The 26,050-nt window shown below is 70.1% G+C and carries 25 protein-coding genes; 15 read left to right on the top strand and 10 right to left on the bottom strand.

The annotated features are described in order from the left end of the window. Window positions 1-3: 3 nt before the first annotated feature. Window positions 4-927: a GNAT family N-acetyltransferase gene (locus DFJ65_RS01085; RefSeq protein WP_147301264.1), complete on the bottom strand. Its 924-nt coding sequence runs from the start codon at window positions 925-927 to the stop codon at window positions 4-6. A 197-nt stretch (window positions 928-1,124) separates the two neighbouring features. Here DFJ65_RS01085 and DFJ65_RS01080 point away from each other — a divergent pair, with 197 nt between their 5' ends. Then, a complete protein-coding gene (locus DFJ65_RS01080) occupies window positions 1,125-2,135 on the top strand; it encodes a P1 family peptidase (RefSeq protein ID WP_115921416.1) in 1,011 nt (336 codons plus the stop codon). Window positions 2,136-2,173: 38 nt separating this feature from the next. Here DFJ65_RS01080 and DFJ65_RS01075 read toward each other — a convergent pair whose 3' ends face one another. The 4 genes from DFJ65_RS01075 to iolC are packed head-to-tail and all read right to left on the bottom strand — an operon-like array spanning window position 2,174 to window position 6,538. Continuing rightward, window positions 2,174-3,673, bottom strand: a complete 1,500-nt coding sequence (locus tag DFJ65_RS01075) for a CoA-acylating methylmalonate-semialdehyde dehydrogenase (protein WP_115921415.1) — start codon at window positions 3,671-3,673, stop codon at window positions 2,174-2,176. Further along, window positions 3,670-4,608, bottom strand: a complete 939-nt coding sequence (gene iolB / locus DFJ65_RS01070; RefSeq protein WP_115924034.1) for a 5-deoxy-glucuronate isomerase — start codon at window positions 4,606-4,608, stop codon at window positions 3,670-3,672. The genes DFJ65_RS01075 and iolB overlap by 4 nt, the downstream gene beginning before the upstream one ends. After that, entirely contained in the window at window positions 4,602-5,540 is a 939-nt protein-coding gene (locus DFJ65_RS01065; protein WP_115921414.1) for a Cgl0159 family (beta/alpha)8-fold protein, read from the bottom strand. Before DFJ65_RS01065 ends, iolB begins: the two co-directional genes overlap by 7 nt. Next, on the bottom strand, window positions 5,537-6,538 hold the full coding sequence (gene iolC / locus DFJ65_RS01060) for a 5-dehydro-2-deoxygluconokinase (protein ID WP_425452941.1): 1,002 nt from the start codon (window positions 6,536-6,538) through the stop codon (window positions 5,537-5,539). Before iolC ends, DFJ65_RS01065 begins: the two co-directional genes overlap by 4 nt. Window positions 6,539-6,630: 92 nt before the next feature. Here iolC and DFJ65_RS01055 point away from each other — a divergent pair, with 92 nt between their 5' ends. After that, window positions 6,631-7,371 carry a GntR family transcriptional regulator gene (locus DFJ65_RS01055; RefSeq protein WP_115921413.1) on the top strand — a complete coding sequence of 247 codons (741 nt, stop codon included), beginning with the start codon at window positions 6,631-6,633 and terminating at the stop codon, window positions 7,369-7,371. Window positions 7,372-7,375: 4 nt separating this feature from the next. On the opposite strand, the gene iolD is transcribed toward DFJ65_RS01055, so the two are convergent. Then, window positions 7,376-9,304, bottom strand: coding sequence for a 3D-(3,5/4)-trihydroxycyclohexane-1,2-dione acylhydrolase (decyclizing) (iolD, locus tag DFJ65_RS01050; protein ID WP_115921412.1), 1,929 nt, complete (start codon window positions 9,302-9,304; stop codon window positions 7,376-7,378). Window positions 9,305-9,447: 143 nt separating this feature from the next. Here iolD and DFJ65_RS01045 point away from each other — a divergent pair, with 143 nt between their 5' ends. Then, the gene (locus DFJ65_RS01045; RefSeq protein WP_115921411.1) at window positions 9,448-10,827 is read left to right on the top strand and encodes a TIGR01777 family oxidoreductase; all 1,380 of its coding nucleotides are present in this window, start codon (window positions 9,448-9,450) and stop codon (window positions 10,825-10,827) included. 75 nt (window positions 10,828-10,902) lie between these two features. Then, window positions 10,903-11,166: an antitoxin gene (locus tag DFJ65_RS01040; protein WP_211308327.1), complete on the top strand. Its 264-nt coding sequence runs from the start codon at window positions 10,903-10,905 to the stop codon at window positions 11,164-11,166. A gap of 83 nt (window positions 11,167-11,249) precedes the next feature. On the opposite strand, the gene DFJ65_RS01035 is transcribed toward DFJ65_RS01040, so the two are convergent. Next, complete coding sequence (locus DFJ65_RS01035) at window positions 11,250-12,335, bottom strand: OmpA family protein (RefSeq protein WP_147301263.1); 1,086 nt, start codon at window positions 12,333-12,335, stop codon at window positions 11,250-11,252. Between the two features lie 210 nt (window positions 12,336-12,545). Here DFJ65_RS01035 and DFJ65_RS01030 point away from each other — a divergent pair, with 210 nt between their 5' ends. Further along, the gene (locus tag DFJ65_RS01030) at window positions 12,546-13,256 is read left to right on the top strand and encodes a dienelactone hydrolase family protein (protein ID WP_115921409.1); all 711 of its coding nucleotides are present in this window, start codon (window positions 12,546-12,548) and stop codon (window positions 13,254-13,256) included. Between the two features lie 44 nt (window positions 13,257-13,300). Beyond that, window positions 13,301-14,674, top strand: coding sequence for an NAD(P)/FAD-dependent oxidoreductase (locus tag DFJ65_RS01025; RefSeq protein ID WP_211308474.1), 1,374 nt, complete (start codon window positions 13,301-13,303; stop codon window positions 14,672-14,674). Window positions 14,675-14,790: 116 nt separating this feature from the next. On the opposite strand, the gene DFJ65_RS01020 is transcribed toward DFJ65_RS01025, so the two are convergent. The 3 genes from DFJ65_RS01020 to DFJ65_RS01010 are packed head-to-tail and all read right to left on the bottom strand — an operon-like array spanning window position 14,791 to window position 16,988. Next, on the bottom strand, window positions 14,791-15,372 hold the full coding sequence (locus DFJ65_RS01020; RefSeq protein WP_115921407.1) for a GNAT family N-acetyltransferase: 582 nt from the start codon (window positions 15,370-15,372) through the stop codon (window positions 14,791-14,793). 8 nt (window positions 15,373-15,380) lie between these two features. After that, window positions 15,381-15,941 (bottom strand): dienelactone hydrolase family protein, encoded by a 561-nt coding sequence (locus DFJ65_RS01015; protein WP_115921406.1) that lies wholly within the window; start codon window positions 15,939-15,941, stop codon window positions 15,381-15,383. Between the two features lie 24 nt (window positions 15,942-15,965). Next, on the bottom strand, window positions 15,966-16,988 hold the full coding sequence (locus tag DFJ65_RS01010; protein ID WP_115924032.1) for a 6-phosphofructokinase: 1,023 nt from the start codon (window positions 16,986-16,988) through the stop codon (window positions 15,966-15,968). A gap of 95 nt (window positions 16,989-17,083) precedes the next feature. On the opposite strand from DFJ65_RS01010, the gene DFJ65_RS01005 reads away from it, so the two are divergent. The 9 genes from DFJ65_RS01005 to DFJ65_RS00965 all read left to right on the top strand — a co-directional run bounded on the left by DFJ65_RS01005 (window position 17,084) and on the right by DFJ65_RS00965 (window position 25,931). After that, window positions 17,084-17,596 (top strand): 8-oxo-dGTP diphosphatase, encoded by a 513-nt coding sequence (locus tag DFJ65_RS01005; RefSeq protein WP_147301262.1) that lies wholly within the window; start codon window positions 17,084-17,086, stop codon window positions 17,594-17,596. Between the two features lie 40 nt (window positions 17,597-17,636). Further along, window positions 17,637-18,449, top strand: coding sequence for an alpha/beta fold hydrolase (locus DFJ65_RS01000; RefSeq protein WP_115921404.1), 813 nt, complete (start codon window positions 17,637-17,639; stop codon window positions 18,447-18,449). Beyond that, window positions 18,446-18,928 (top strand): OsmC family protein, encoded by a 483-nt coding sequence (locus tag DFJ65_RS00995; RefSeq protein ID WP_115921403.1) that lies wholly within the window; start codon window positions 18,446-18,448, stop codon window positions 18,926-18,928. The genes DFJ65_RS01000 and DFJ65_RS00995 overlap by 4 nt, the downstream gene beginning before the upstream one ends. A gap of 164 nt (window positions 18,929-19,092) precedes the next feature. Further along, a complete protein-coding gene (locus DFJ65_RS00990) occupies window positions 19,093-20,610 on the top strand; it encodes a glucose-6-phosphate dehydrogenase (RefSeq protein WP_115924031.1) in 1,518 nt (505 codons plus the stop codon). 118 nt (window positions 20,611-20,728) lie between these two features. Continuing rightward, window positions 20,729-22,234 carry a flavin-containing monooxygenase gene (locus DFJ65_RS00985; protein WP_115921402.1) on the top strand — a complete coding sequence of 502 codons (1,506 nt, stop codon included), beginning with the start codon at window positions 20,729-20,731 and terminating at the stop codon, window positions 22,232-22,234. 7 nt (window positions 22,235-22,241) lie between these two features. Next, window positions 22,242-23,525, top strand: a complete 1,284-nt coding sequence (locus DFJ65_RS00980) for a glycosyltransferase family 4 protein (RefSeq protein WP_115921401.1) — start codon at window positions 22,242-22,244, stop codon at window positions 23,523-23,525. After that, window positions 23,525-24,241 (top strand): class I SAM-dependent methyltransferase, encoded by a 717-nt coding sequence (locus DFJ65_RS00975; RefSeq protein ID WP_115921400.1) that lies wholly within the window; start codon window positions 23,525-23,527, stop codon window positions 24,239-24,241. The genes DFJ65_RS00980 and DFJ65_RS00975 overlap by 1 nt, the downstream gene beginning before the upstream one ends. Next, window positions 24,238-25,317, top strand: a complete 1,080-nt coding sequence (locus DFJ65_RS00970) for a prenyltransferase (protein WP_245949904.1) — start codon at window positions 24,238-24,240, stop codon at window positions 25,315-25,317. The genes DFJ65_RS00975 and DFJ65_RS00970 overlap by 4 nt, the downstream gene beginning before the upstream one ends. Further along, window positions 25,314-25,931, top strand: coding sequence for a class I SAM-dependent methyltransferase (locus tag DFJ65_RS00965; RefSeq protein ID WP_115921399.1), 618 nt, complete (start codon window positions 25,314-25,316; stop codon window positions 25,929-25,931). The genes DFJ65_RS00970 and DFJ65_RS00965 overlap by 4 nt, the downstream gene beginning before the upstream one ends. Window positions 25,932-26,050: the final 119 nt, after the last annotated feature.

Genomic DNA, 26,050 nt, shown 5'->3' with positions numbered 1-26,050 from the left:
GGGCTAAGCTTCGGGCGCCAAGTCCAGCGCCAGCGCGACCCAGGTCTGGGTCACCTTCATGCCGACCTTCTCGTAGAGCCCGAGCGCGCCGGTGCGTGAGTCGGTCGACAGACCGAACCGGGCGGCGCCACGTTCACGACCCTGCGCGAAGGCGTCGGCCATCAGCGAACGGGCCAACCCCTTGCCCCGTTGATCGCTGCGCACCGCGAGCTGGTCGATGTAGGCCTCGCCGGCCGAGTCGAGAATCGTGCACGCCGCCCCGACCACCCGGTCGTCGCCGTCGACGGCCACCCGGATCTGCCACGGCTCGAACCCGCGCCGACCCATCAACCGCGGATACCAGTCCTCGAAGGTCGACGGGGTGCGGTCGGGCCACTCGTTGAACGCATCCTCGATCACCTGGAAGACGTCGCGGTCCTCGGCGCCGGCGACAGCCTCCCGGATCGTGTAACCCGGCGGCAGCGGTTGGGCCATGACCGGCCGGTCGGCCGGCAGCTCCAGCACCCAGGAGGTCCACGCGTCGTCGTACCCGCGCGCCCGCAGCAGTTGCTCGCCGCCCGACCCGCGGAAACAGGTCTGGCCGACCTTCGCGCCCCCGTCGCGGCGTGCGACCTGCTCGGTCCACTCGGCGAGCCAGACCCCGATGCCGCGTCCGCGGTGGTCGGGCAGCACGGCGGCCTCGGCGCGACGGGCCTTGAAGACCTCGGCGGCGCCGACCAGGTGCTCGCCCTCGAACACCCCGACGCTCTGCGTCGAGATGTCGAAACTGGCTCTGTCCCAGTCGGATTCGATGTCCTCGGGTTCGATCATCAGAGTGCCGACGTCGGCGATCTCGGCCTGCGAGTAGACCTCGAAGGCCGCCCGCAGGTCGTCCGTGGTGAGCGGACGCGTGGTGAGGCCGGACGGGAGCGCGGCGGTGATTTCCATGCGCACCAGCGTGCCGCGTTGCGCCCGTGCGGCGCACTCGATTTACCCGAACCCGCCCCCGATTACCCCGCCCACCTGCCCCGTCGCCCCCGAATCCCCGCAAACGCTGCAGTTGCCGCCAGAGGCTGCAGCTGCAGCGTGTGCAGGCAGGCGCAGCGTTTGCGGGGGAGTCGGCGGGCGTGTGGGACGGTTGTCGCATGCGAGCAGGCGAGACCAACAGCATCCTCGACGTGGCGGGCGTGCGCGTCGGGCACGCCACCCGGCGCGGCGGCGGCAGCCTCACCGGCACCACCGTCGTCCGGCTGCCCGATGCGGGGGCCGTCGGCGGGGTCGATGTGCGCGGCGGCGGCCCGGGCACCCGCGAGACCGACCTGCTCGACCCGCGCAACATGGTGCAGCGGGTGCACGCGGTGGTGCTCACCGGCGGCAGCGCGTTCGGTCTCGCGGCTGCGGACGGCGTCATGCGGGCGCTCGCGACCGAAGGTGTCGGCCTGCCGGTCGAGGCGGCCGGGCAGCAGGTGCCGGTGCCGATCGTGCCGGCGGCGGTGATCTTCGACCTCGGCCGCGGCGGTGACCCGATGGCGCCGCCCGACGCGGCACTGGGCGCGGAAGCCATTGCGGCAGTGGCCGATTCGTCAGCCGGAGCGCTGGAGCAGGGCGCCGTCGGGGCGGGCACCGGGGCGAAGGCGGGCGGGCTGAAGGGCGGCATCGGTTCGGCCAGCGCGGTGCTCGACGACGGCACCGTGGTTGCCGCACTGGTCGTCGTCAACGCCGTGGGCAGTACCGTCGATCCGGTCACCGGGCAACTGCTCGCGGCGCGGCACGGCCTCCCGGACGAGTTCCCGACCGACACCGTGCACCCCGCCGAGGTGCCGACGGACAAGCCCGCCATCGGCACCGCCACGACGCTGGCGGTGGTGGCGACCGACCGCGCACTCACCAAGGCGCAGTGCCAGAAGCTGGCCGGCATCGGACACGACGGCATGGCGCGGGCGATCAACCCGGTGCACACGATGTTCGACGGCGACACCGTGTTTGCGCTGGCCACCTGCGACGGCGATGCACCCGACCCGATGGGCTTCCACCTGCTGCTCGCGGCGGCCGCCGACTGCGTCACCCGGGCGATCGGGCACGCCATGTGGCGGGCCGACTCCGAAGCGGGCATGCCCAGCTACCGCGACCACCACGGCGTCGCACCACAGGAGTAGTAACGGGAAGTGGTCGCTACAGCGACCACTTCTCTTTACTACTCGTTCTGCGGGAAGCCGAGGTGGAGCCCACCGTGGCTCGGGTCGAGCCAGCGCGAGGTGACCGCCTTGGTGCGGGTGAAGAAGTGCACGCCCTCCATGCCGTGGGCGTGGCTGTCACCGAACAGTGACGACTTCCAGCCGCCGAAGGAGTAGTAGGCCATCGGCACCGGGATCGGCACGTTGATGCCGACCATGCCGACCTCGACCTCGTTCTGGAAGCGCCGGGCGGCACCGCCGTCGTTGGTGAAGATCGCTGTGCCGTTGCCGTATTCGGAGGCGTTGATGAGGTCGAGGCCCTCGTCGTAGGAGCCGACACGCACCACCGACAGCACCGGTCCGAAGATCTCGTCGGTGTAGATCGACATGTCGGTGGCGACATTGTCGAAGAGGGTCGGGCCGACGAAGAAGCCCTCGTCGGGTCCGTGGAACTCGGTCTCACGGCCGTCGACCACGAGCGTCGCGCCGGCCTGCTGCCCGGCCTCGATGTAGCCGGAAATGCGCTTCTTCGCCTGGGCGGTGACGACCGGGCCCATGTCGCAACCGGTCGACCCGTCTCCGGTCTTCAGCCCGGCCATGCGGGTCTTGATCTGTTCGATGAGGTCGTCGGCGATGCTGTCGACGGCCACCACCACCGAGATCGCCATGCAGCGTTCACCGGCCGAGCCGAAGCCGGCGTTGACGGCGGCGTCGGCGGCGAGGTCGAGGTCGGCGTCGGGCAGCACCAGCATGTGGTTCTTCGCGCCGCCGAGGGCCTGCACCCGCTTGCCGGCGGCGACACCGCGCTCGTACACGTACTTCGCGATCGGGGTCGATCCGACGAACGACACCGCCTTGACGTCACGGTGGTCGAGCAGCGCGTCGACCGCCTCCTTGTCGCCGTGCACGACGTTCATCACGCCGTCCGGAAGCCCCGCCTCCTGCCACAGCTTCGCCACCTCGAGCGTGGCGCTCGGGTCTTTCTCCGACGGCTTGATCACGACGGCGTTGCCGCAGGCGACGGCGATCGGCACGAACCACAGCGGCACCATCGCCGGGAAGTTGAACGGGCTGATCACGGCCACCACGCCGAGCGGCTGCAGGATCGAGTAGGCGTCGACCCCGGTCGAAACATTCTCCGAGTAGCCGCCCTTGAGCAATTGCGGGATGCCACAGGCGAATTCGGCCACCTCCAGGCCTCGGGTCACCTCGCCGAGCGCGTCGGACGTGACCTTGCCGTGTTCGGCGGTGATCAACGCCGCGATGCGTTCCTTGTTCTCGTCGAGCAACTGCCGGAACTTGAACAGCACCGGGGTGCGCTTGGCGAGCGAGGTGGCGCCCCACTCCTTCGCGGCCGCCGATGCGTGCTTGACGACCTCGTCGACGACGGACGCCGACGCCAGGTCGAGCGCGCCGGTCACCTGACCGGTGGCCGGGTTGTAGACCTCGCTGGTGCGGTCGGCGGTGCCGTAGTAGTCGCGGTGGCCGATCAGGTGGGTGATGCGGGTGGGGGTGCTCATCGTGCTTCCTCCGGGTCGTTCGTGGTGTCGTCGGTGCGATCCTTGCGCGGGCGGTCGCGCGCCGTGAAGGGGAGTCGGGGATCCAGCTGTTGATCGGGCCAGGTGTCACGCACCCAGCCGTGCGCGGGGTCGTCGCAGATACGCCACGCACGTTCGGGTCCGGGGCCGGCCATCACGTTGAGGTAGTAGAGGTCGTAGCCCGGCGGAGCCATCGACGGCCCATGCCAACCGTGCGGCACGAGCACGACGTCGCCGCTGACCACGCGCGCGTTGACGTCGATCGGGCGCTCCGGTGTGCCGTGCACCGCCTGATAGCCGTGCGGTTGGGCCGACGCCGGCCCGCCCGGCTCGGTGCGGGCCTCGAAGTAGTAGATCTCTTCGAGCTCGGTCTCGACGCCGGGGCGTTCCTCGTCGTGCTTGTGCGGAGGGTAGGAACTCCAGTTGCCGCCGGGGGTGAGCACCTCGCAGCAGATGATCGAATCAGCTTGCAGCACAGCCGGAGTCGCGAAGTTGTGCACCTGGCGCGAGGCATTGCCGGCGCCGCGGAGTTCGACCGGCACGCGGTCGAGGGTGACGACCGCCAAGCGTTGATCCGATCCGGCGACCGCCGAGCAGAACGCCACCCGGGAGGGTTCGGACGCGGTCACGGTGAGCGTGCGGCCGCGCGGCACGTACGCCACATCGGTCGGCCCGGCGAAGACGTCCGTTCGCCCGACGAGTTCGACCTCGTCGGGTTCGCTCGACACCTGCACCCGGCGTCCGGCGAGGGGCACGATCACGAACTCCTGGTCGCCGGTCTCGATCGCGCGTGATTCACCGGCGGCGAGGTTGGCGACGCGTAGCCCGGTGTGCACCCAGTCGGGGTCGCCGGGGGAGACGACCACGTCGTAGTCGGCACTGCTGATCGACCCGGCGGGCTTGTGCCAGTTCACGATTCGTCTCCCGCGGCGGGCTTGTCGGCCGGTCCGTGCACCAGGCCGGCGGCCGTCTCGACGGCTGCCGCGACGTCGTCGTCGCCGGGGTACAGCAGCGCGCGTCCGATCACCAGACCGATCGCCGACGGCGCGGTGAGCGCGTCGGCCCACGAGGCGTACGTCGTCTCGGGCGCGGTGGCCGGATCGCCACCCAACAGCAGCGTCGGCAGCGTCGTCGACTCCAGCACCCGGTGCATCTGCGGCACCACCGGCACCTTCAGCCAGGTGTAGGCGCTGGTCGAGCCCAGCCCGGCGGCCACCTGCATCGAGCGGATGGTGGCGTCGGCGGTGAGGATGTTCCGGGCGCGTCCGTCGGCGCCGAACTCCGACCAGAACGGCTCGATCATCGTGATGCGGTCGTGGGCGGCGAGCGCGTCGACCGCCCGGGCGGTGGCTTCGAGGGTGGCGACGGTGCCGGCGTCCTGCAGGCACACCCGGGTGAGCGTCTTGCCGCCGTCGAGCCCGGCGGCGACGATGCGCTCGGCGGTGTAACCGGTGAACCGGTCGTCGAACTCGAAGCCGGCGCCCTGCAGCCCGCCGCGGTTCATCGACCCGAACACCAACTTGTCGTCGAGCAGTCCGAGCAGCAGTAGGTCTTCCAGCACGTCGGCGCTGCCGAGCACCCCGTCGACCCGGGGGTTGGCGAGAGCCGTGGCCAGCCGACGCAGCAGGTCGGCGCGCGAGGCCATGGCCATCGGGTCGGAGCGCACGCCGAGCGCGCCGCGCGCGGGATGATCGGCGGCCACCACCAGCAATCGCTCGCGGCCGCCGGTGTGCGGACGCCGCGCCGCCCACGCGCGGTCGACCGCGCCGGGGTCGGTGCATCGCAACCGGGTCAGCTCGGTCAGATCAATGGGATGACGGACGGCGTCGCCGCCCAGCGGTTCGCTCATCGTTCCTCCTTGGCCACGGCACCGGCGGCGACGGCCGCCTCGACCTCCTGGGTCGTCGGCATCGCCGATGAACATTCCAACCGTCCGGCGACGATCGCGCCGGCGGCGTTGGCGAAGCGCAACACCCGCTCGAGGTTCCACCCGGCGAGCAGCCCGTGTACGAGTGCGCCGCCGAAGGCATCGCCGGCACCGAGCCCGTTGACGACGTCGACCGGCAGCGGTGGCACCTCGACCGACTCCTCGGCGGTCATCGCCAGCACACCTCGCGGTCCCTGCTTCACGATGGCCAATTCGACGCCCCGGTCGAGCAGCGCGCGGGCGGCCCGGGTCGGTTCGGTCTCGCCGACCGCGACCTCGCACTCCTCCCGGTTGCCGACCGCAACCGTGACGTGCCGCAAGGCGTCGGCGATCACCGCGCCGGCCTCCTGCGGGGAGGGCCAGAACATCGGCCGCCAGTCGAGGTCGAGCACGGTGAGCGGGGTGCGTCCGCGCAATGCCCAGGCGTGGAAGTGGGCCGCGCGGGAGGGCTCGCGCGACAGCCCGGTGACCGTCGACCAGTACACCCGCGCATCGACCACGGACGCCGGGACGTGCTCGGGCGTGAGGGTCAGGTCGGGCGCGATCGGCTCCCGATAGAAGTACAGTGGGAAGTCGTCGGGCGGGAAGATCTCGCAGAACGTGATGGGCGTCTTCAGTTCCGGGTTCGGCGTCACCGCCGCCGGGTCGACCCCGAACCGGGTGAGCTCGCGGCGCAGGTAGGCGCCGAACGGGTCGTCACCGGTGCGCGAGACGAGCGCGACCGCGCGTCCGTGTCGGGCTGCGGCGACCGCGACATTGGCCGCGCTGCCGCCCAGGAACTTGCCGAAGGTGTCGACGTCGGCCAGGCCGACACCACTGGTCAGCGGGTAGAGGTCGACCCCAAGCCGCCCGATCGCGACGAGATCGAGGATGCCGTCGAGGGTGCCGTCGGGGGTGCTGTCGGGAGCTGCGGTGTTCACGTGCGGTGCCTGTTCGACGGGGCGCTGGAAGCCTGACCATAATGTAATGACATTTTTACTTCCGGTTGACCTTCCCTGTCTATGATGGGCCTATGGCTGAGACGGTCCCGGTGGTGATCGATCGGACGAGTCCGATTCCGCTCTACTACCAACTTGCGCAGCAGCTGACCGCTGCCATCGAGGGCGGCAAGCTCAAGCCGGGCGATCCCTTCGAGAACGAACTCGCGATGGCCGAGCGTCTCGACCTGTCGCGGCCGACCGTGCGCCGTGCGATCGCCGAGTTGGTGCAGCGGGGGCTGGTGACCCGGCGCCGCGGCATCGGCACCACCGTGGCCAGCGAGGTGATCCACCGGCGCGACGAGCTGACCAGCCTCTACGAAGACCTCGTGCGTTCGGGCAAGGAGCCGCGCACCGAACTGCTCGACTTCGATCGGGCCGCGCACTCGCCGGTGGCGGCGGAGTTCTTCGAGGTGCCGAAGAACACCGACTTGGTGTTCGTGCGCCGGCTGCGCTACGCCGGCGACCAGCCGCTGTCGATCCTGTGCAACTGGCTGCTGCCGCAGGCGGCCCGCTTCGACGGGTCGCAATTGGTCGAGCGCGGGCTGTACGCCTTGCTGCGCGAGGTGGGCGTGCGGCCGGTGGTGGCCAAGCAGCGCATCGGTGCGCGGCGTCCGACCCCTGCCGAACGCTCGATGCTGCACACCGCCAAGGGCGAGCCGCTGCTGACGATGACCCGTCGGGCGTTCGACGAGGCGGGGCAGCCGGTCGAGTACGGCGACCACGTCTACCGCGCCGACCAGTACGCCATCGACATCACCGTGCACGAGAACTGACTCCCTACAGGTGGTGTCGCTGGGCACGCTTGCCCTGCTCGTAGGCGGCGCGGGCGGCCTGCGTCGACTCCAGCGCTGAGACCTCGGCAACGGGCACGTCCCACCACGACGAACCCGGCGGGTTGGGGCCGAGCAGGTCGGTCTCGATGTAGAGCACGACGGCCTCGTCGCCGTCGAGTGCGGTGCGCAGGTGGCTGCGGAAGTCGGCGATTCCGTTGCAGCGCAACACCTTCAGCCCCCACGACTCGGCGTTGGCCGCGAGGTCGAGCGGCACCTGAGCACCGTCGAGGCGCCCGGTGGAGTCGTTGCGCATGCGGTACTTCGTGCCGAACCGTTGTGAGCCCACCGACTCCGACAGCGCCCCGATCGAGGCGAATCCGTGGTTCTGCAGCAGCACGACGATGACCTTCAGGCCCTCGGCGGCGATGGTCGCCAGCTCCATCGGCAGCATCTGGTACGACCCGTCGCCGACCACCGTGACGACGTTGCGGTCGTCGTCCGGCCCCATCGCCAGGCGCACCCCGAGCGCCGCGGGAATCTCGTAACCCATTGTGGAATAGGCGTATTCGAGGTGGTACTGGTCGGGCGACGACGCCCGCCAGAGGCACTGCAGGTCGCCCGGCATCGAACCGGCCGCGTTGATGATGACGTCGCGCTCGGCCAGCGCTTCGTTGAGCGCCCCGAACACCTCGGTCTGGGCCGGCAGGGGGGAGTGGTCGCGGTGGTAGCACTGCTCGACGACGGCGTCCCACTCCTGCCGCAGCCGGGCGACCTCGGCGCGGTAGCCGTCGTCGGTGCGCCACCCCGCGAGGCCCGCACGCAGCGCATCGAGGGTGTCGCGGGCGTCGCCGACGACCATCGTCGCCGACAGCTTCGCGGCGTCGAAGGCCTGCACGTTGACGTTGACGAAACGCACGTCGGGTCGCGCGAAGGCGGTGTGCGAAGCGGTCGTGAAGTCGGCGTATCTGGTGCCCACCCCGATGATCAGATCGGCTTGGGCGGCAAGGCGATTGGCTGCCGAATTGCCGGTGGCTCCGACGCCCCCGACGGAGCTTTCGTGGTCGAAGTTGATCGCGCCCTTGCCCGACTGGGTGTCGGCCACCGGGATGCCGGTGGCGGTGGCGAACTCACGCAGCACCTGCGCGCCGTCGGCATAGATCACCCCGCCGCCGGCGATCAGCAGGGGCCGCCGCGCCGTCCGGATCGCCTCGACCGCCCGGGCCAGGGCTGCCGGGTCGGCCTGCGGCCGGCCGATGTGCCAGACCCGCTTGTCGAAGAACTCCACCGGCCAGTCGTACGCCTCCGCCTGCACGTCCTGGGGCAGGCAGATCGTCACCGCCCCGGTCTCGGCCGGATCGGTCAGCACCCGCATCGCGTTCAGCAGGCTCGGGACGAGTTGCTCGGGGCGGTTGATGCGGTCCCAGAACCGCGACACCGGCTTGAACGCGTCGTTGACCGACACGTCGAGGCTGCGCGGGTCTTCCAGTTGCTGCAGCACCGGGTCGGGGTAGCGGGTGGCGAACTGGTCGGACGGCAGCAGCAGCACCGGCAACCGGTTGGTGGTGGCGAGGGCCGCACCGGTGACCATGTTGGTGGCGCCCGGGCCGATCGACGTGGTCACAGCGAGCGTCTGGCGGCGGCGGGTCTCCTTGGCGAAGCCCGACGCGGCGTGCACGCCGCCCTGTTCGTTGCGCATCAACCAGTACGGCATCGCCGCGACCTCGGGGTCGGCCTCGGCGGCCACCGCGTTCTCCAGCAGCGCCTGCCCGATGCCGGCAACGTTGCCGTGGCCGAAGATGCCGAACATTCCGGCGATCAGGCGGCGCTCGTCACCGTCGCGTTCGGAGTGTTGTGCCGTGAGGAAACGCACCACCGCTTGACCCACCGTGAGTCGGACGGTGGTGGCCGGGGCGTACGGGTAGGCAGAACTCATCGCGTCCTCATCGCTTTCGCTGCCGGCACCCTGAGCCGGCGTCGTCGTCAGGCTATCGGTAAATGTTCTGACATTTGCACACGCCCCCTGCGGGTGGGCCGGGCGAGCGCTGCCCGGCCAGGCCTGCGTGCCACAGTGGTGCCATGGAGAGTCACTCGTTCACCACCCACCTGTCGACCGACCGCACGACGGTATGGAACTGGATGTCGCGCCCCGGCGCGATGACCCGGCTCTCTGCGCCGTGGGGTCCGTTGCAGCCGTTGCGCGAGGCCGACAACCTGCGCGACGGCGAGGCGGTGCTGCGGCCGGTCGTCGCCACCGTGGGGGTGCCCCGCGCGCAGTGGGTGGCGCAGCACCGTCCGGAGCTGTTCGTCGACGGCTTCCAGTTCGCCGATCGCGCTGTCTCGCAACCGTTCGCGGCGCTCACCCGGTGGCAGCACGTGCACCGTTTCGAGGATCGGCCGGACGGCTGCACGATGCTCGACCAGGTGTCGACGCGGGTGCCGAAGCGCATGCTCGAGCCGATCTTCCGTTACCGACGGCGCCAACTCGTCGACGACCTCTGCGCCCATGAGCGCGCCGAGACGCAGTGGGGCGCCCGGCCGATCACCGTCGCCGTCACGGGCGGAAGCGGTCTGGTCGGTAGTGCCCTGAGCGCGTTCCTCGGCACCGGCGGCCACCGGGTGATCCACCTCGTGCGGCACGCCCCCGACCCCGCCGCTCGCTTCGAGCAACGTCGGTGGAACCCCGACGCTCCGGTGCACTCCATGCTCGACGACGTCGACGCGGTGGTGCACCTCGCCGGCGAGCCGATCGGCTCCAGGTTCACCGGCAGCCACATGGCGGCCGTGCGTGACAGCCGGGTCGGACCCACGCAGCGGCTCGCCGCCGCGATCGTCGAACACGGCGGCCCGCGGATCTTCGTCTGTGCGTCCGCGATCGGTTTCTACGGCAGCGAGCACGGCGACGAACTGCTCGACGAGACCGCCCCGGCCGGGGACGACTTCCTGTCCGCGGTGGTGCGCGACTGGGAGCACGCCACGCGGCCGGCGGCGCAGGCCGGGGTCCGCACGGTCAACGTCCGCACCGGCATCGTGCAGTCGGCCCGCGGCGGCACGCTCGCGCTGCTGCGCCCGATGTACGAAGCCTTCCTCGGCGGACGGCTCGGCGACGGCAAGCAGTGGATGTCGTGGATCGGGCTCGACGACCTGGTCGAGATCTACCACCGCGCACTGTTCGACGCCGCGCTGCACGGACCGGTCAACGCGGTGGCACCCGAGGCGGTGCGCAACAGCGAGTACAGCGACGAGCTAGCGGCTACCTTGCACCGGCCGAGCCTGGTGCCCGTGCCGGAGTTCGGTCCGCGGCTGCTGCTCGGCGGACGCGGCGCGCGCGAGTTGGCGTTCGCCAGCCAGCGGGTCGTGCCGCGGGTGCTCGTCGAGTCGGGCCATCAGTTCCGCCTGCCGCTGCTGGGTGCGGCGCTGCGGCACGAACTGGGTAAAGACACGGACAAGTCGTCCTGAGCCGGCGGGCGACGCGCCGTACCTGTACGCGCGCCGAGTGCTTGCGCGCGGCCGCCGGCCCTAGGATTGGCGCTCATGGATTTCAAGAACATCATCGCCAAGGCCAAGGACTTCGCCGGGAAGAACCCCGACAAGGTTCGTGACGGTATCGACAAGGCCGAGGCCGTCGTCAACGAGAAGACCGGCGGCAAGTACTCCGACCAGATCAAGAAGGGCGCCGACGCCGTCGAGGGTCAGCTCGGTGTCGACCAGAAGGCGCCGCAGGGTGGCGATGCGCAGTCGGCTCCGCGGGGCGACGCGTCCGCCCCGCCGGCGGCCGGGCAGACCCCGCAGGCCTGACCACCGGGCCTCAAAGAGTCTTCAGTGAAAGATCGGTGTTGCCATGACAGCACCGATCTTTCACTGGAGGCCGGCAGTGCGGGCTACTGCTTCCAGCTGATCTCCACCCGGCGGTTCATCGCGCGGCCCTGCGGGTCGTCCGAACCATCGGGCTTCACGTTGGGTGCGGTCGGCTGGGTCTGGCCGGCGCTGCGCACCTCGGTGCTCAGCCCGGGGATGAGGCGCTTCAATTCGTTCGAGACGGTGGTCGCGCGCCGCATGCCGAGTGCCATGTTGGCCTCCGGCGTGCCCTTGGAGTCGGTGTGGCCGACCACGCGGACGGTGCGCCCGCCGACCTCCGGGGCGATCGTCATAGCCGCCGCCTTCACGAAGACCGCGCCGGTCGGGCTGAGCCTGTCGCTGTCGAACTCGAACAGCACGTCGTCGAACGCCTCAACCGAGCTGCGTCCGCCCACATTGCAGACGCTGTAGCGACCGACCATCGTGCCCCGGTCGCCCGGCTTGCCGATCGTGGTCTGCTTGCCCGCTGCGTCGACGAAGATCGCGCCGCCGGTGTTGGCGTTGCCGCGCCGTCCGTCGCTGGTGACGAACGCGAGCTTCTTGTCGGTGGCGCAGGCGACCGATCCGTCAGCGGTGATCGCGATGACACCGGTGCGGTCGATCACCGAGCCGGCGCCCTGCCGGTTGACGGTCGCGCGGGCGGTGAGTCCGTTGCCGGCCCAGCTCGCTTGGCCGTTCTTCAGCGTGAGGGTGCCCTTGCCCGACTTGTAGGTGCCCGTCTTCGGGTCGCTGATCGCGGTGCCGGTGTCGACCACGTAGCGGGTGCCGCTGCGGTAGACGAAGGTCACGTAGCTGCCGCTCACGATCCAACCGCCGCTGGTGGTGAGGGTGTCGGCGCGTCCGGGATCGGTGGTCGGTGCCGGCGCGGTCGGGTGCTCGTCGGCCTCGGTCGAGCCCGAGCTGCTGGGCGAACCGTCGGACGAAGTACCGGACGAGCCGCTGTCGGACGAGGTCGACGACGCGCTGTCTTCCGCGGTCGACGTGGTGCTGGTGGCGGACGCGGAGTTCGGGCTCACCGTGGCGTCACGGGAGTTGCAGGCGGTGAGGCCGACGCACGTGGCGGCGACCAGCACGCTCGGGACGATTCGGCGGAATGAACGGTGTGACATCGGCGCCTCCTGGGGCGATCGCGGACAGTTCTCGAGCTTGGTCTCGAGCGTGTCTCGAGCGTGGTTCGGCGAGCAGTACGCCGGTTTCTCCCGCGGTGCGACGTCGGCCGGGTCGTTGTGGTTCCAACTGGGTCGCAGCAACCGGCCAAACGTTCCGAGCCGCGCAATATCCTTGTGCGCAAATCCCGCCGCAGCTTGGAAGGACGACCAATGGTCAGCACCCTGCACCCTCAGCCGCTGCGCGCCCACCGGGTCGCGCCGGCGGCCGGCGCGCTCGGCGGCATCGTGCTGCTGCCGGGGTTGCGGGAGATCGACGAGTCGGTGCCCGAGCTGGCGCACCGCCTCGCGGCGCAGCGTTACCTGGTGATGGTGCCCGAGTTGGTGAGCAGCCTCGGGCTCGATCCGGAGGCGGCGGCCGCGGCGGAGCAGTGCTGGCACGAGGTCGACCACGACGACTCCGTCAGCGACGTCCTCACCCTGGTGAAAGGTCCCGACTACAGCCGTTGGGCGGTGCGCGCGCTGCGGGCCACCGTCACCGCGCTGTCGCGCGAACCCGGCGTCGACGAGCGGATCGCGGTGATCGGTTACGGCACCGGCGGCGGGCTCGCGTTCACGATCGCGTCCGCCGACCCGCGGGTGCGGCTCGCGCTGGCCTACGACAGCGTCGGCACCGACATCGACCTCGTCGAAAACATCAAGGGTGCGGCGGTGAGCTTCTACGCCGCCGACAATGTCGCCGCGGCGCAGAGCCTGCCCGACCTGCGCGCCGCGATGCGGCGGGCCGGGGTGCCGTTCTGCGCCAAGCCCTACCCGGCCCGGCACCTGTCGTTGACCGACCTGGTCACGCCGCGTCCGCACGGCTCGGTGGCCGGCGACCTGTGGCAGCGCTCGCTGGCGATGCTGCGCTTGCATCTGGTCTGAGCGGCGCGCCCGACCGCGATCGATGGGCCATGCTTGGTGGCGTGATGCGCAACGGTGATGTCTCGTGGTGGTGGCGACAGGTCGGCGGTGCCCCCGGCGCCCGTAATCGGCGGCCTTCGCTGACCGGGGACGTCGAGGCCGACGTCTGCATCATCGGCGCCGGATACACCGGCCTCTGGGCCGCCTATTACCTCGCCACGGCAGACCCGACCCTGCGCATCGCGGTGGTCGAGCAGACCTTCGCGGGTTTCGGTGCCTCGGGCCGCAACGGTGGCTGGCTGACGGCCGCGCTGCCCGGCTCGCGGGCCGTGCTGAACAAGGTCGACGGGCCCGACGGCACCAAAGCGCTCGAGCAGGCGCTGCGCGACCAGGTCGACGAGGTCATCGCGGTCGCCGCGCGTGAGGGCATCGAGGCCGACATCGTGAAGGGTGGGGAGTTCCGGGTGGCGACCTCGGCGCCCCAACTCGGACGGTTGGAGCGCGCCTACGCGCACGAGCAGACCTGGGGCACCCCCGACGAGCACTGGCTGGAGGAGAACGAACTCGCCGACCGCATCCGAATGAACGGCGCGCTCGCTGCGATCTGGACGCCGCACTGCGCGCGCATCCATCCGGTCAAGCTGGTGCAGGGTCTCGCCGAGACCGTCGAACGGCTGGGCGTCATCATCTACGAGGACTCCGCGGTGACGGAGGCCGGTGAGGGGCTCGTCCGCACCGCTGCCGGCTCGGTCAGAGCGCCCGCCGTGCTTCGTTGCACCGAAGGATTCACCGCGCAGTTCCCCGGCAAACGCCGCACCTGGTTGCCGATGAACTCCTCGGTGGTGGTCACCGCGCCGCTCACCACCCAGCAGTGGGACGCGATCGGTTGGGAAGGGCGCGAGGTGCTCGGCGACGAAGCCCACGCCTACATCTACGCGCAGCGCACCGCCGACGACCGCATCGCCATCGGCGGACGCGGAGTGCCCTACCGGTTCGGTTCGCGCACAGACGATTTCGGCGTCACGCAGCAGATCACGATCGACCAGCTGCGCGGCTCGTTGGAGACGCTGTTCCCCGACCTGCAGGGCATCGAGCTCGACCACGCCTGGTCGGGCGTGCTCGGTGTGCCGCGCGACTGGACGGCGACGGTCACCTACGCCGACGGCTTCGGCTACGCGGGCGGCTATGTCGGTCACGGGGTCAACTCCGCGGCGCTCGCCGGCCGCACGCTCGCCGACCTCGTGCTCGGCAACGACACCCACCGCACGACGCTGCCCTGGGTGCAGCGCAAGGTGCGCAAGTGGGAGCCTGAACCGTTCCGGTACGCCGGGGTGATGGGGCTCTACGCGGCCTACCGGCAGGCCGACCGGCGCGAGTCGCTCACCGGCCGTCGCTCCGGCATCGCGGGGATCGCCGACAAGATCTCCCGCAAGCCCTGAGGAGGGCGAGCGCAGCGAGCCCGTTGCAAAGTCGCGCCTGACGCGAGTTACTGCGGCGTATCGGCCCGAACCCGTGAGTAAGTCGCGCCTGACGCGACTTCGTGCGACGTAAGACCTCAGCCGGTGCTCGGCCCGCCGGTGGAGGCCCAACTGCCGAGCGGCTCGTCGGGGTAGTCCTCGTCGGTGACGGTCTGGTCGATCAGCTCGAGCCCGCGCGCGGTGTAGGTGTGCAACGCGGCCGGGCCGTCGAGCGAACAGGTGTGCACCCACACCCGCGACACCGGCGGCACATCGTCGAGCTCGGCTGCGCGCCAGGCGCGTTCGATGCCGCGGGTGAGCAGCGCGGTGCCGAGGCCCTTGCCGATGGCGGCGGTCACGAGGCCGAAGTACTTGATCTCGATCTCGCTCGTCTCACCCACCGCCGACGCGCCGAGGTGCAGATAGCCCTGGGGCACGCCGTCCGCAGAGGCAATGAGGAAGGTGGTCGCCGGCGCCGCGAGGTCGGCGACCCACTGCTCCCGGGTCCAGCCGAGCCGGTCGGTCCAGCGCCACGGCCCGCCGACCATCGCGTAGAGGAATCGAGCGAATTCCGGTGTGACGCTCGATGTTTCGTCGACGCGAACGCCGTCCGGAAGATCGGTGCGGCCGGAGAGCGCAGCGGGGTCGCGCATCTCCAGCGTCCAGGTGGTGACCTCCAAAGCGCGGGTCAGCGGTTCAGCAGCGCGTCGATGCGCTCGATGGTCGCCGCGGTCGCCGCGGCGTCGCCGTCCGGGCCGTGCACGTCGGTGAAGAGATGGCCGCGTCCGGGGGTGACGAAGTCTTCGAACGAGGCGCCCTCGGCCTCGACCGACGCACGCAGCGCCGCGACGTCGTCCTCCTCGATCCACGGGTCGCTCTCGTAACGGTGCAGTTGCACGGGAGCGCCGGGCCAGCGTCCGAACGGTGCGGCCACGCTGTGCATCAGGATCACCCCGGCCGCCTGCGGACGGGTCGCGGCGAGCGTCTGCGCGAAGGCCGACCCCAACGAGAACCCGGCCAACGCTGCCTCGGCCGGCAGCTCGTCGACCACCGGCAGGATGCGCTTGAACAGGTCGCGCGCACCGACGCGGTCGCGGTATTCGATGCCGGCCGCCTCGTCGTCGAACACCTGACCGTCGTAGTAGTCGGGCACGGTGAGGGTGTGGCCGCGGTCGCGCAGCGCATCGGCGAACTCGAGCACCGCCGGGCGCAATCCGATCGCGGAGTGCAGCAGCAGGATGTGGGCCATCGTTGGTCTTCCTTCCGAGCGGGATCAGCCGAACAGTACGGCCGCTTCGTCCCAGCGGGACTGAGGCACCGATTTGAGGTCGCGGGTGGCATCGTGCAGCGGAACCGTCTCGATGTCGATCCCGCGCAACGACACCATGTGCCCCCACTTCGCGTCCATCACCGCGTCGATCGCGGCCAGGCCGAAGCGGGTCGCGAGCACGCGGTCGTACGACGTGGGCACGCCACCGCGTTGCAGGTGACCGAGGGTCATCACCCGGGTCTCGATGCCGGTCTGCTCCTCGATGATCGGGCCGAGCCATTCGCCGACCCCACCGAGGCGCGGGCGGCCGAACCCGTCGAGCGCGTCGCGCACGATCTCCGTGCCTTCGGGTTTGAACCCCTCGGCCACGACCACCAGCGGGGCCCGGCCGCGGTCGCGTGCGGCGTCGACCCACGCACAGATCTGCTCCATCGACACCGGCTGCTCGGGGATGAGGATGGCGTGGGCGCCGCCGGCGAGCCCGGAGTGCAACGCGATCCAGCCGACGTGGCGGCCCATCACCTCGACCACCATGCATCGGCTGTGTGATTCGGCGGTGGTGCGCAGCCGGTCGATCGACTCGGTGGCGATCGAGACGGCGGTGTCGAAACCGAAGGTGTAGTCGGTGGCCGAGAGGTCGTTGTCGATCGTTTTCGGCACCCCGACGATCGGGATGCCGTCGTCGTTGAGCATCCGGGCGACGGTGAGCGTGCCCTCGCCGCCGACGGCGATGATCGCGTCCATCTCGTGACGCTCCATCACCTCTCGCACCCGCGCGGAACCGCCGGCGCCCTCGGCGAAGGGGCCGATCCGGGAGGTGCCCAGGATGGTGCCGCCTTGTCGTGACAAGCCGCGGACGTCGTGGCGCGGCAGCGGTCGGATGTCGTCGTCGACGAGTCCGCGGAACCCGTCCCGGATGCCGAGGAACTCGACCCCGTAGATCCGGTCGCCCTTCATCACGGCCCCGCGGATCACCGCGTTCAGTCCGGGACAGTCGCCGCCGCTGGTCAGAATGCCTACCCTCACGGGCACCAGCATGGCTGCTACCAGCGGTTCGGAGAAACCACCGGGCCGAGTGTCCGGCATGCGGATGCGTGGTGGCACGGTGCGAGGATCGGCGGGTGACCGAACCCGATCTCGCAATGTGCCTGATGCTCGTGCTCGATCCGCAGCGCTCGCGGATCCTGCTGGGTGACAAGCTGCGCGGTTTCGGCCGCGGCAAGGTCATCGCCCCCGGCGGCAAGCTCGAACCGGGCGAAGAGGGCGTGGACGCCGCATGCCGGGAACTGCTGGAGGAGACCGGGGTTCGGGTCGAGTCGGCCGATGCACAGCTGGTCGCAATGCTCCGCTTCACCTGGGCGGACGGCTCGCGTCCGTTTGCGGTGGACGTCTTCGCCGCGTCCCGCTGGGTGGGGGAGCCGGTCGCGAGCGCCGAACTCGATCCGTTCTGGTGCTCGGTGAACGACATTCCGTATTCGCGGATGTGGGACGACGACCGCATCTGGTTGCCGAACGTGCTGCGGGGGCAACGGGTTTCGGCGCAGATCGGCTACGACCTGTCCGGACGGTTCGTGGACCGGGTCGAGATGGTGCCGCTGGAGGTGCCCGGCACGGTGCCGTCGGCACTAACGTGAGCCACCCCACACGACGAGCACGGAAGCCGACCGCCACGTCATGAGCACCATTTCGTACAGCCGCACGGGATCCGGTCAACCGATCGTGTTGATCCACGGCATCGGCCACCGCCGCACGGCGTGGTTCGACGTCTACGACCGGCTCGCCGCGCAGTTCGACGTCATCGCGATCGACCTCCCCGGGTTCGGTGAGTCGCCGCCGCCTGCCGCGCCCGACAGGTACGCGATGCTCAGCGTCGCCGAACAACTCGAGGGTCTTTTCGCCGATCTCGGCCTCGACCGCCCGCACGTCGTGGGCAACTCCCTCGGAGGTTTCCTGGCGCTGATCCTGGCGGCCCGCGGTTCGATCTCCAGCGCCGTCGCGTTGTCGCCGGCCGGGTTCATGGGCCGTTCGGGCAGTTTCGTCGCGGGAGCGGTGCTCATCGGGATGAAGGCGGCCAGCCGCAGTCCGCGTCCGGTGTTGCGGCTGTTCGCGAAGAAGCCGGCGTTGCGCCGGCTGGCTTTCTCGTCGCTCTACGTGCACCCCGAGCGGCTCACGCCGCAGGTCGCGTACGGCGACTCGATCAACCTGCGTGAGTCGCCGGGCTTCTGGCCGTGCTTCCGCCAGGCTGTCGGTCTGCGCATCGACGTCGACCCCGAGGTGCCCGTCACCGTCGGCTGGGGCGACAAGGACCGCCTGCTGCTGCCGAGCCAGGCCGAGGTGGCGCGTCGTCGCCTGCCGCACGCCCGCCACGAACCGCTGCCTGGCTGCGGGCACGTGCCGATGCTCGACGACCCGGACGCCGTGGTGCGGCTGGTCGTCGAGACGGTCGAGCGCGCCGAGACGGCCGACCACGCCGGCATGACGGCGTGACGCATCACTACGCCACGGCCCTGCACTGGGCGGGCTCCACCGGTGTCGGCTACGACGACTATCCGCGCGCGCACACCGTCGGGCCGGTCGACAAGCCGCTGCTCGAACTCAGCGCCGACCCGTCGTTCCGCGGCGACCCGACCCGCACCAACCCAGAGGAACTGCTGCTCGCCGCCGCGAGCAGCTGCCAGCTCTTGTCCTTCCTTGCCGTGGCGGCACGTGCCCGCGCCGACGTGGTGCGCTACGACGACGCCGCCGAGGCCGTGATGGACGACGACCAGAAACCCTTGTGGGTCAACGAGATCCACCTCAACCCGCAGATCGAGATCGCCGGTGACGTGCCGGTGGAGAAGTTCGAACGCTGGGTGCGGATCGCGCACCAGGAATGCTTCATCGCGCGGTCGCTCCGCTCGCGGCTCGTCGTGCGGGCGACGCTCGTGACCGCGGCGGGCAGCACCGTCGTCGAGGTCGCCGACTGAGCCCGCAACCCCCACGCGGCCCCGCCCGACCGCCCGTCCCATCCGCAACACTGCACCTCCGGCACACGCTGCAGCTGCAACAGCAGCGTCTGCCGGCAAGCGCAGCGTTTGCGGGTGGGACGGTGTGCACCATCCGCCCAGCCGGGGGTGGCATGCTCACGCTCATGACGACGAAGCCGACGACCAAGCCGACGGTCAAGACCGTCACCTTCCTCATCCTCGGCGCCGGCGGCGACCTCACCCAGCGACTACTGCTCCCCGGCCTCGGCAGCCTGCTCGCGGTCGAACCGGAGCGCGACGTGCGGGTGATCGGAGCCGACCGCGCCGACCTGACCGACGCCTCCTTCCGCTCGCTGGTGGGCGACCGCCTCAAGCAGGGCGGGGCCTCTGCCGCGACCGCCCGCAAGGTGTCGGGCAAGGCGCGCTACATCAAGGCCGACCTGCTCGACCCGTCCGCGCTCACCGACCTGATCGCTGCCGCGGAGGGCGAACTCGTCATCTACTTCGCTCTGCCGCCGGCCATCTCGATGAAGGTCAGCGCCGAGTTGGAGAAGCTCGACCTCCCGGCGAAGACCAGGCTTGGCCTGGAGAAGCCGTTCGGCAGCGACCAGACCTCGGCGCGCCGCTTCAACAAGCAGTTGCAGCGGGTGGTCGGGGAAGACCGCATCTTCCGGGTCGACCACTTCCTCGGCGTCTCCACCGTGCTCAACCTCATCGGTCTGCGCTTCGCCAACCGGCTGCTGCAACCGGTATGGAACTCCGAGCACATCGAGCGGGTCGAGATCATCTACGACGAAGACCTCGCCCTGGAGGGCCGAGCGGGTTACTACGACAACGCCGGCGCCCTGCGCGACATGCTGCAGAGCCACCTGCTGCAGATCCTCGCGATCTTCGCGATGGAGCCCATCGCCAGCCTCGACCCGCAGGAGCTCGCCGACCTCAAGGCGCAGGTGCTGCGTGCGACGTCGATCTGGGACGGCGACCCGCAGACCTACGCCAAGCGGGCCCGCTACACGGCCGGGTCGATCGCCGGCCGCGCCGTGCCCTCGTACGCCAAGGAGAAGGGTGTCGACCCCGCGCGGGGCACCGAGACCCTCGCTCAGCTGACCGTGCAGGTCGCCAACAACCGGTGGTCGGGGGTGCCGTTCGTGTTGCGCAGCGGCAAGGCGCTCGGTGCGGCGCGCAAGCAGATCATCGTCTACTTCCGCGATGTCCCTCACCTGCCCGTGGGCTTCGTCGGCGACCACACCGGCGACGCGATGATCATCGACCTCAAGCCCGGGCGCGTGTCGTTCAAGCTGTCGATGAACGCCGAAGGCGACCCCCTCGACCTCGAACAGAAGACGCTCACCGCCGAGCTGGCCAACGCCCAGATGACGGCGTACGGCGAAGTGTTGCGCTACTTGCTCGACGACAACCAGCTGCTCAGTGTGCGCGCCGACACCGCCGAACTCTGCTGGAAGATCGTCGCGCCCGCGATCAAGGCGTTCGAGGAAGACCGGGTGCCGCTGCAGCGGTACAAGGCCGGCTCCGACGGCCCGGCGGGCTGGCTGTCGGCCGATTCGGTGGCCATCGGCGCAACCGACACGGGTGCGTCCGACCTCACCGGCTCGCGGGGCGCCCGTGACAAGACGAAGGCGGCCCGGCCCGTCGCGAAGCTGGCGAAGTCGCCCGGAGCGTAGCGTTCGAGCGGACTCGACGGCTGCGGGTTCATGGGATCCACAGCCGTCGAGACCCCGCCCAACTCGTCGGTAACTTAGTCTGGTGGAGCCCGTGTCCCGCCCCGAAGGAGGAGTCGCCATGCCACTCGCCGCAGAACTCAAGGACCGTTACGACGTCGTCGTGGTCGGTGCGGGTCTGTCGGGTATCGACGCGGGATACCGGCTGCAGACGATGTGCCCGGACAAGGACTACGTGATCCTCGAGGGGCGCGAGCAGATCGGCGGCACGTGGTCGCTGTTCAAGTACCCGGGAGTGCGGTCCGACTCCGACATGTTCACCCTCGGGCTGCCGTTCGAGCCGTGGACGGGTGAGAAGTCGATCGCCGACGGCGCCGACATCCGCGACTACCTGGAGCGCACCGCCGCGAAGCACGGCATCGGCGAGCGCATCACCTACCGCACCAAAGTGACTGCGGCGTCGTGGGATTCGAGCAGCGCGGAGTGGACGCTCACGTTGTCCACCGCCGAGGGAGAGCGCACCGTCCGGGCCGGGTTCATTTACCTGTGCTCGGGCTACTACGACTACGACCAGGGCTACACCCCCGACTTCGCCGGACGCGACGACTTCCGCGGGCAGGTCATCCACCCGCAGTTCTGGCCCGACGACTTCGACGCCGCCGGCAAGAAGGTCGTCGTCATCGGTTCGGGAGCCACCGCGGTCACCTTGGTGCCGGCCCTCGCCGAGCGTGGCGCCCAGGTGACGATGCTCCAGCGCACCCCGTCGTACGTGCTCGGGTTGCCCAACCACGACCCGTTCGCCGCGTTTCTGCGTCGCACCGTGTCGCCCGACAAGGCCTACACCGCCATCCGGATGAAGAACGCCGTGCAGGCGCAGGCCCTCTACCAGGCCAGTCGGCGGGCACCGAAGACCGTCGGCAACATGCTGCGCAAGGGTGTGCTGTCGCAGGTGCGCGGGTCGAGCGTGACCGAGAAGGACTTCACCCCGCCGTACGGTCCGTGGGACCAGCGCCTGTGCGTCGTGCCCGACGGCGACCTGTTCAAGACGCTGCGCGACGGCAGCGCCCGCGTCGTCACCGACACCGTCGATGCGTTCGTGCCCGAAGGCATCCGCACCGGGTCGGGCGAGGTGATCGAGGCCGACGCCATCGTCACCGCGACCGGGCTGCGGATGCTCGCCGGCGGCGGCATCGACCTCACCGTCGACGGCGCGAAGGTCGAGTTCGGCACCCGCTACGTCTACCGCGGCCTGATGATGAACGGCGTGCCCAACGCCGCGATGTGCGTCGGCTACACCAACGCGTCGTGGACGCTGCGGGCCGACCTATCGTCGCAGTACGTCTGCACCTTCCTCAATCACCTGCAGGCGCAGGGCTACGCGTTCGGATACCCGCACGTGGCCGACCCGATGGCGGCCCGCCCGGCTCTCGACCTCAACAGCGGCTACGTGCTGCGCGGCATGACCGACTTCCCCAAGCAGGGCGACCGCGCACCGTGGTTCCTGCACCAGAACTACCTGCGCGACCGACGTGACACCAAGCGGGCCGACCTGACCAAGGACATGGTTTTCGTGCGTCCGGGGCAGGCCCACGACATCGAGGAGATCGCCGCACCCGCGGTTGTCTGAGGAGTCCATGCAGTTCGCACACGAGCCGGCCGATGAGGCAGGCGGCCTCCGGGTCGCCCTGTCGTCGTACCGCAGCAAACCCCACTCCGGCGGCCAGGGCATCTACGTGCGCAACCTGTCGCGCGAACTCGTCGCACTCGGTCACAGCGTCGAGGTCTTCAGCGGTGCGCCGTTGCCCGAGCTCGACCCGGGTGTCGGCCTGACCAAGGTCGAGGGGCTCGACCTCTACCGCGAACCCGACCCGTTCCGGCGTCCGCACCTTCGCGAATTCCGTTCCGACCTCGACGTGCTCGAGTACGCCACGATGTGCACCGCCGGCTTCCCTGAGCCGCGGGTCTTCAGTCTGCGCCTCGCGCGGATGCTGCGCTCGCGGGTCGGCGATTTCGATGTGCTGCACGACAACCAGACCCTCGGCCCGGGCATTCTCGCGCTCGAACGGCGCGGCCTGCCGGTGCTGACCACCATCCACCACCCGATCAGCCGCGACCGCCGCCTCGAACTCGAGCAGGCCACCGGGTGGGAGCGGCTCTCGAAGCGCCGCTGGTACGGGTTCGTCGCGATGCAACGCCGGGTGGCCCGCCGCAGTTCGCACATCCTCACCGTCTCCGAGGGCTCGGCACAGGACATCGTCACCGACTTCGCAGTGCCCGCGGAGCGCATCGACGTCGTGCCGGTGGGTGTCGCGGTCGACGTCTTCACCCCGCCCACGGCGCCGCGGGTGCCCGGACGGCTGGTCACCATTGCCTCGGCCGACGTGCCGCTCAAGGGCGTGCCGGTGCTCATCGAGGCGTTGCAGGCGATGGCACCGGACGCGTGGTCGGAGTTGATCATCGTCGGCACCGCGAGCGAACGCACCCAGAAGTCGCTCGCCGATGCCGGCCTGCTCGACCGGGTGAGCTTCCGCTCCGGCATCCCCGACGAGGAACTGGCCGCGCTCATCGGGTCGGCCCAGGCGCTCGTCGTGCCGTCGCGCTACGAAGGCTTCTCGCTGCCCGCCGTGGAGGCGATGGCCTGCGGCACGCCCGTCGTGGCGTCCGCCGTCGGTGCCCTGCCGACCCTCGTCTCGGGTGGGGCTGGGGTGCTGGTGCCACCGAACGACTCTGTCGCACTGGCAAATTCACTGACCGAGGTGCTCGCCTCGCCGTCCCGACGGGCCGCCATGGGCGATGCCGGACGGCGTCGCGCGGTCGAGACCTACAGCTGGCGCGCCGTCGCCGAACAGACCGCCGAGCTCTATCGCCACGTGATCCGTGCGCGATCGCAGCAGGGGACGAACAAGGAGAACAACTGATGCTGACCGTCGATTTCGACAAGTTCCCGGTATCACCGGGCATGAGCCTCATCGACGTCGGGGCGGGGCAGGGGCGCCACTCGTTCGAGGCCTACCGCCGCGGCTGCAATGTCACGGCGTTCGACATGAACGAGGCCGACCTCGTCGACGTGAAGTCGATGTTCGGTGCGATGGAGCTGGAGGGGGAGGCCGGCTTCCCCGCGATCGCGCAGGTGCAGGTCGGTGACGCCCGGCAGATGCCCTACGACGACGACAGCTTCGACCGGGTCATCGCCTCGGAGATCCTCGAGCACATCCACGAGGACGAGCAGGTGATCGCCGAACTGTTCCGCATCACCAAGCCCGGTGGCCTGGTCGCCGTCACGGTGCCGCGCAACTGGCCCGAGCAGGTCTGCTGGAAGCTGTCGGACGAGTACCACGAGGTCGAGGGCGGACACATCCGCATCTACAAGGCGTCGGAGCTGGTCGACAAGCTGCGCCGTGCCGGCTTCGTCCCCTACGCCCAGCACCACGCGCACGCCCTGCACGCGCCGTACTGGTGGCTGAAGTGTGCCGTCGGCACCGACACCGAGAACTTCGCGACGAAGGCCTATCACAAGCTGCTCGTGTGGGACATGATGTCGGCGCCGCTGGTCACCCGGGTGGCCGAGCGCTCGCTCGACCCGGTGCTCGGCAAGAGTTTCGTGGTCTACCTGCGCAAGCCGGAGCATCGGTGACTTCGGCGGCGGGTTCGGCGCTGCTGCGCGCCGAACTCCCGGGCGGCATGACCGGCGAGCAGGTGCGCTCGATCGGCGATTTCATCGCCGCCCAACAACAACCGGACGGCGCGCTGCCGTGGTTCACCGGCGGTCACCTCGATCCCTGGGACCACGTCGAATCGGCGATGGGTCTCACCGTCGTCGGACGCCACGACGAGGCGATGCGTGCCTACGTGTGGTCGGCCCGCACCCAGCGCGCCGACGGCTCGTGGCCGATGCGGCAGACCGACGGTGTCATCGACGATGCCGCGGCCGATACCAACCAGTGCGCCTACATCGCGGTCGGTGTCTGGCACTACTTCCTGGTGACCGGGCAGACCGCGGCGTTGGCCCGCCTCTGGCCGACGGTCGAGGCCACGATCAACTTCGTGGTGCGCGGCCAGTTGCCCAGCGGCGCGATCTCGTGGGCGATGGACCCCGAGCGCCGGTGGGCCGACGAGGCGTTGCTCACCGGGTCGGCCAGCACCCTGCAGTCGATCGAGTGTGCCTGCCTCATCGCCGAGACGCTCGGGCACGACCGTCCGCGCTGGCGGGCCGCCGGGCGCACGCTGCGCGAGACGATCCGGCATCGTCCGGAGGCGTTCGCCGATCGCAGCCGCTTCTCGATGGACTGGTACTACCCGGTGCTCGGCGGGGCGGTGCGCGGCGACGCGGCGCTCGCCCGTCTGGACGCCGGTTGGGAGACCTTCGGCTGGCCCACGCGCGGCATCCGGTGTGTCAGCGACGAGCCGTGGGTGACCGCCGCGGAGACGGCCGAGCTCATCGCGACGCTCGATGCTGTCGGTGAAACCAACAGGGCGGCAAGCCTTTTCGCTGACGTGCAGTTCTTGTTCGACGAGTCCACCGGCGGCTACTGGACCGGCATGAACATCCCGAACGGCGAGGTCTACCCGGTCGAGCAGACCGCATGGTCGGCGGCGGCGGTGCTGCTCGCGGCCGACGCACTGACCCAGGCGACCGGTGGTTCGGCGATCTTCCGTGACGCCGGCAGATGGAACGGCTGGGGCGGCGCACTCGAAGGAGCAACAGGATGACCGACACCCACATCCCGGCCGAGTTGGCCGACGCGGTGGCCGCGACCAAGGGCTTCATGCCGGTCGACGAGGGCCAGGCGATCTACACGACGGCCCTGGCTGCGCGGGTCGGCACCTGGCTCGAGATCGGCACGTACTGCGGCAAGTCGACCCAGTTGCTCGCGCACGCCGCGCGCCGGGTCGGGTCGCGGCTGGTCACCGTCGACCACCACCACGGGTCGGAGGAGAACCAGCCCGGCTGGGAGTGGCACGACACCTCGATGGTCGACGAACGGACGGGCCGGCTCGACACGCTGCCGACCTTCCGTCCGGTGCTCGACGCGTACGCCGATGTGCTGAGCGCCGTCGTCGCCGACACCACCGTGGTCGCCGGTTGGTGGGGGTCGCCGGTGGAACTGCTGTTCCTCGACGGCAACCACACCGAACAAACCGCCCAGCACGACTACCGCGCGTTCGCGAAGCACCTCGTGCCCGGCGGGCTGCTGCTCGTGCACGACGTCTTCCCCGACCCCGCGGACGGCGGCCAGGCCCCCTGGCACGTGGTGCAGGCCGCGCTCGCGGACGGCTTCGAGCAGGTCGCGCAATTGGGCTCCCTTCGCGTCCTCCAGCGCTGACCCACACCCCGCGAAAGTTTGCAGGTTTGAGCAGTTGGCTCGCGTGTCTTGCAAAACTTTCGCGGGGTTGGGGGCCCGCGAATGTTTGCAGGTTTGAGCAGTTGGCTCGCGTGTCTTGC

Origin of the sequence: Calidifontibacter indicus (assembly GCF_003386865.1) — a bacterium.
Taxonomy (GTDB): domain Bacteria; phylum Actinomycetota; class Actinomycetes; order Actinomycetales; family Dermatophilaceae; genus Yimella; species Yimella indica.
Note: the sequence above shows the minus strand (reverse complement) of the source record. Positions and strands in the feature narration are given on the sequence as shown.

Excerpts from the sequence above, each read along its gene's own strand:
- DFJ65_RS00965 (WP_115921399.1), top strand. The coding sequence starts at position 25,314 with ATGACCGACACCCACATCCCGGCCGAGTTGGCCGACGCGGTGGCCGCG.
- DFJ65_RS01000 (WP_115921404.1), top strand. The coding sequence starts at position 17,637 with ATGAGCACCATTTCGTACAGCCGCACGGGATCCGGTCAACCGATCGTG.
- iolD (WP_115921412.1), bottom strand. The coding sequence starts at position 9,304 with ATGAGTTCTGCCTACCCGTACGCCCCGGCCACCACCGTCCGACTCACG.
- DFJ65_RS01040 (WP_211308327.1), top strand. The coding sequence starts at position 10,903 with ATGGATTTCAAGAACATCATCGCCAAGGCCAAGGACTTCGCCGGGAAG.
- DFJ65_RS00980 (WP_115921401.1), top strand. The coding sequence starts at position 22,242 with ATGCAGTTCGCACACGAGCCGGCCGATGAGGCAGGCGGCCTCCGGGTC.
- DFJ65_RS01045 (WP_115921411.1), top strand. The coding sequence starts at position 9,448 with ATGGAGAGTCACTCGTTCACCACCCACCTGTCGACCGACCGCACGACG.
- DFJ65_RS01085 (WP_147301264.1), bottom strand. The coding sequence starts at position 927 with ATGGAAATCACCGCCGCGCTCCCGTCCGGCCTCACCACGCGTCCGCTC.
- DFJ65_RS01030 (WP_115921409.1), top strand. The coding sequence starts at position 12,546 with ATGGTCAGCACCCTGCACCCTCAGCCGCTGCGCGCCCACCGGGTCGCG.
- DFJ65_RS00975 (WP_115921400.1), top strand. The coding sequence starts at position 23,525 with ATGCTGACCGTCGATTTCGACAAGTTCCCGGTATCACCGGGCATGAGC.
- DFJ65_RS01065 (WP_115921414.1), bottom strand. The coding sequence starts at position 5,540 with ATGAGCGAACCGCTGGGCGGCGACGCCGTCCGTCATCCCATTGATCTG.
- DFJ65_RS01075 (WP_115921415.1), bottom strand. The coding sequence starts at position 3,673 with ATGAGCACCCCCACCCGCATCACCCACCTGATCGGCCACCGCGACTAC.
- DFJ65_RS01080 (WP_115921416.1), top strand. The coding sequence starts at position 1,125 with ATGCGAGCAGGCGAGACCAACAGCATCCTCGACGTGGCGGGCGTGCGC.
- DFJ65_RS01015 (WP_115921406.1), bottom strand. The coding sequence starts at position 15,941 with ATGGCCCACATCCTGCTGCTGCACTCCGCGATCGGATTGCGCCCGGCG.
- DFJ65_RS01055 (WP_115921413.1), top strand. The coding sequence starts at position 6,631 with ATGGCTGAGACGGTCCCGGTGGTGATCGATCGGACGAGTCCGATTCCG.
- DFJ65_RS00985 (WP_115921402.1), top strand. The coding sequence starts at position 20,729 with ATGCCACTCGCCGCAGAACTCAAGGACCGTTACGACGTCGTCGTGGTC.
- DFJ65_RS01025 (WP_211308474.1), top strand. The coding sequence starts at position 13,301 with ATGCGCAACGGTGATGTCTCGTGGTGGTGGCGACAGGTCGGCGGTGCC.
- DFJ65_RS00990 (WP_115924031.1), top strand. The coding sequence starts at position 19,093 with ATGACGACGAAGCCGACGACCAAGCCGACGGTCAAGACCGTCACCTTC.
- DFJ65_RS01035 (WP_147301263.1), bottom strand. The coding sequence starts at position 12,335 with ATGTCACACCGTTCATTCCGCCGAATCGTCCCGAGCGTGCTGGTCGCC.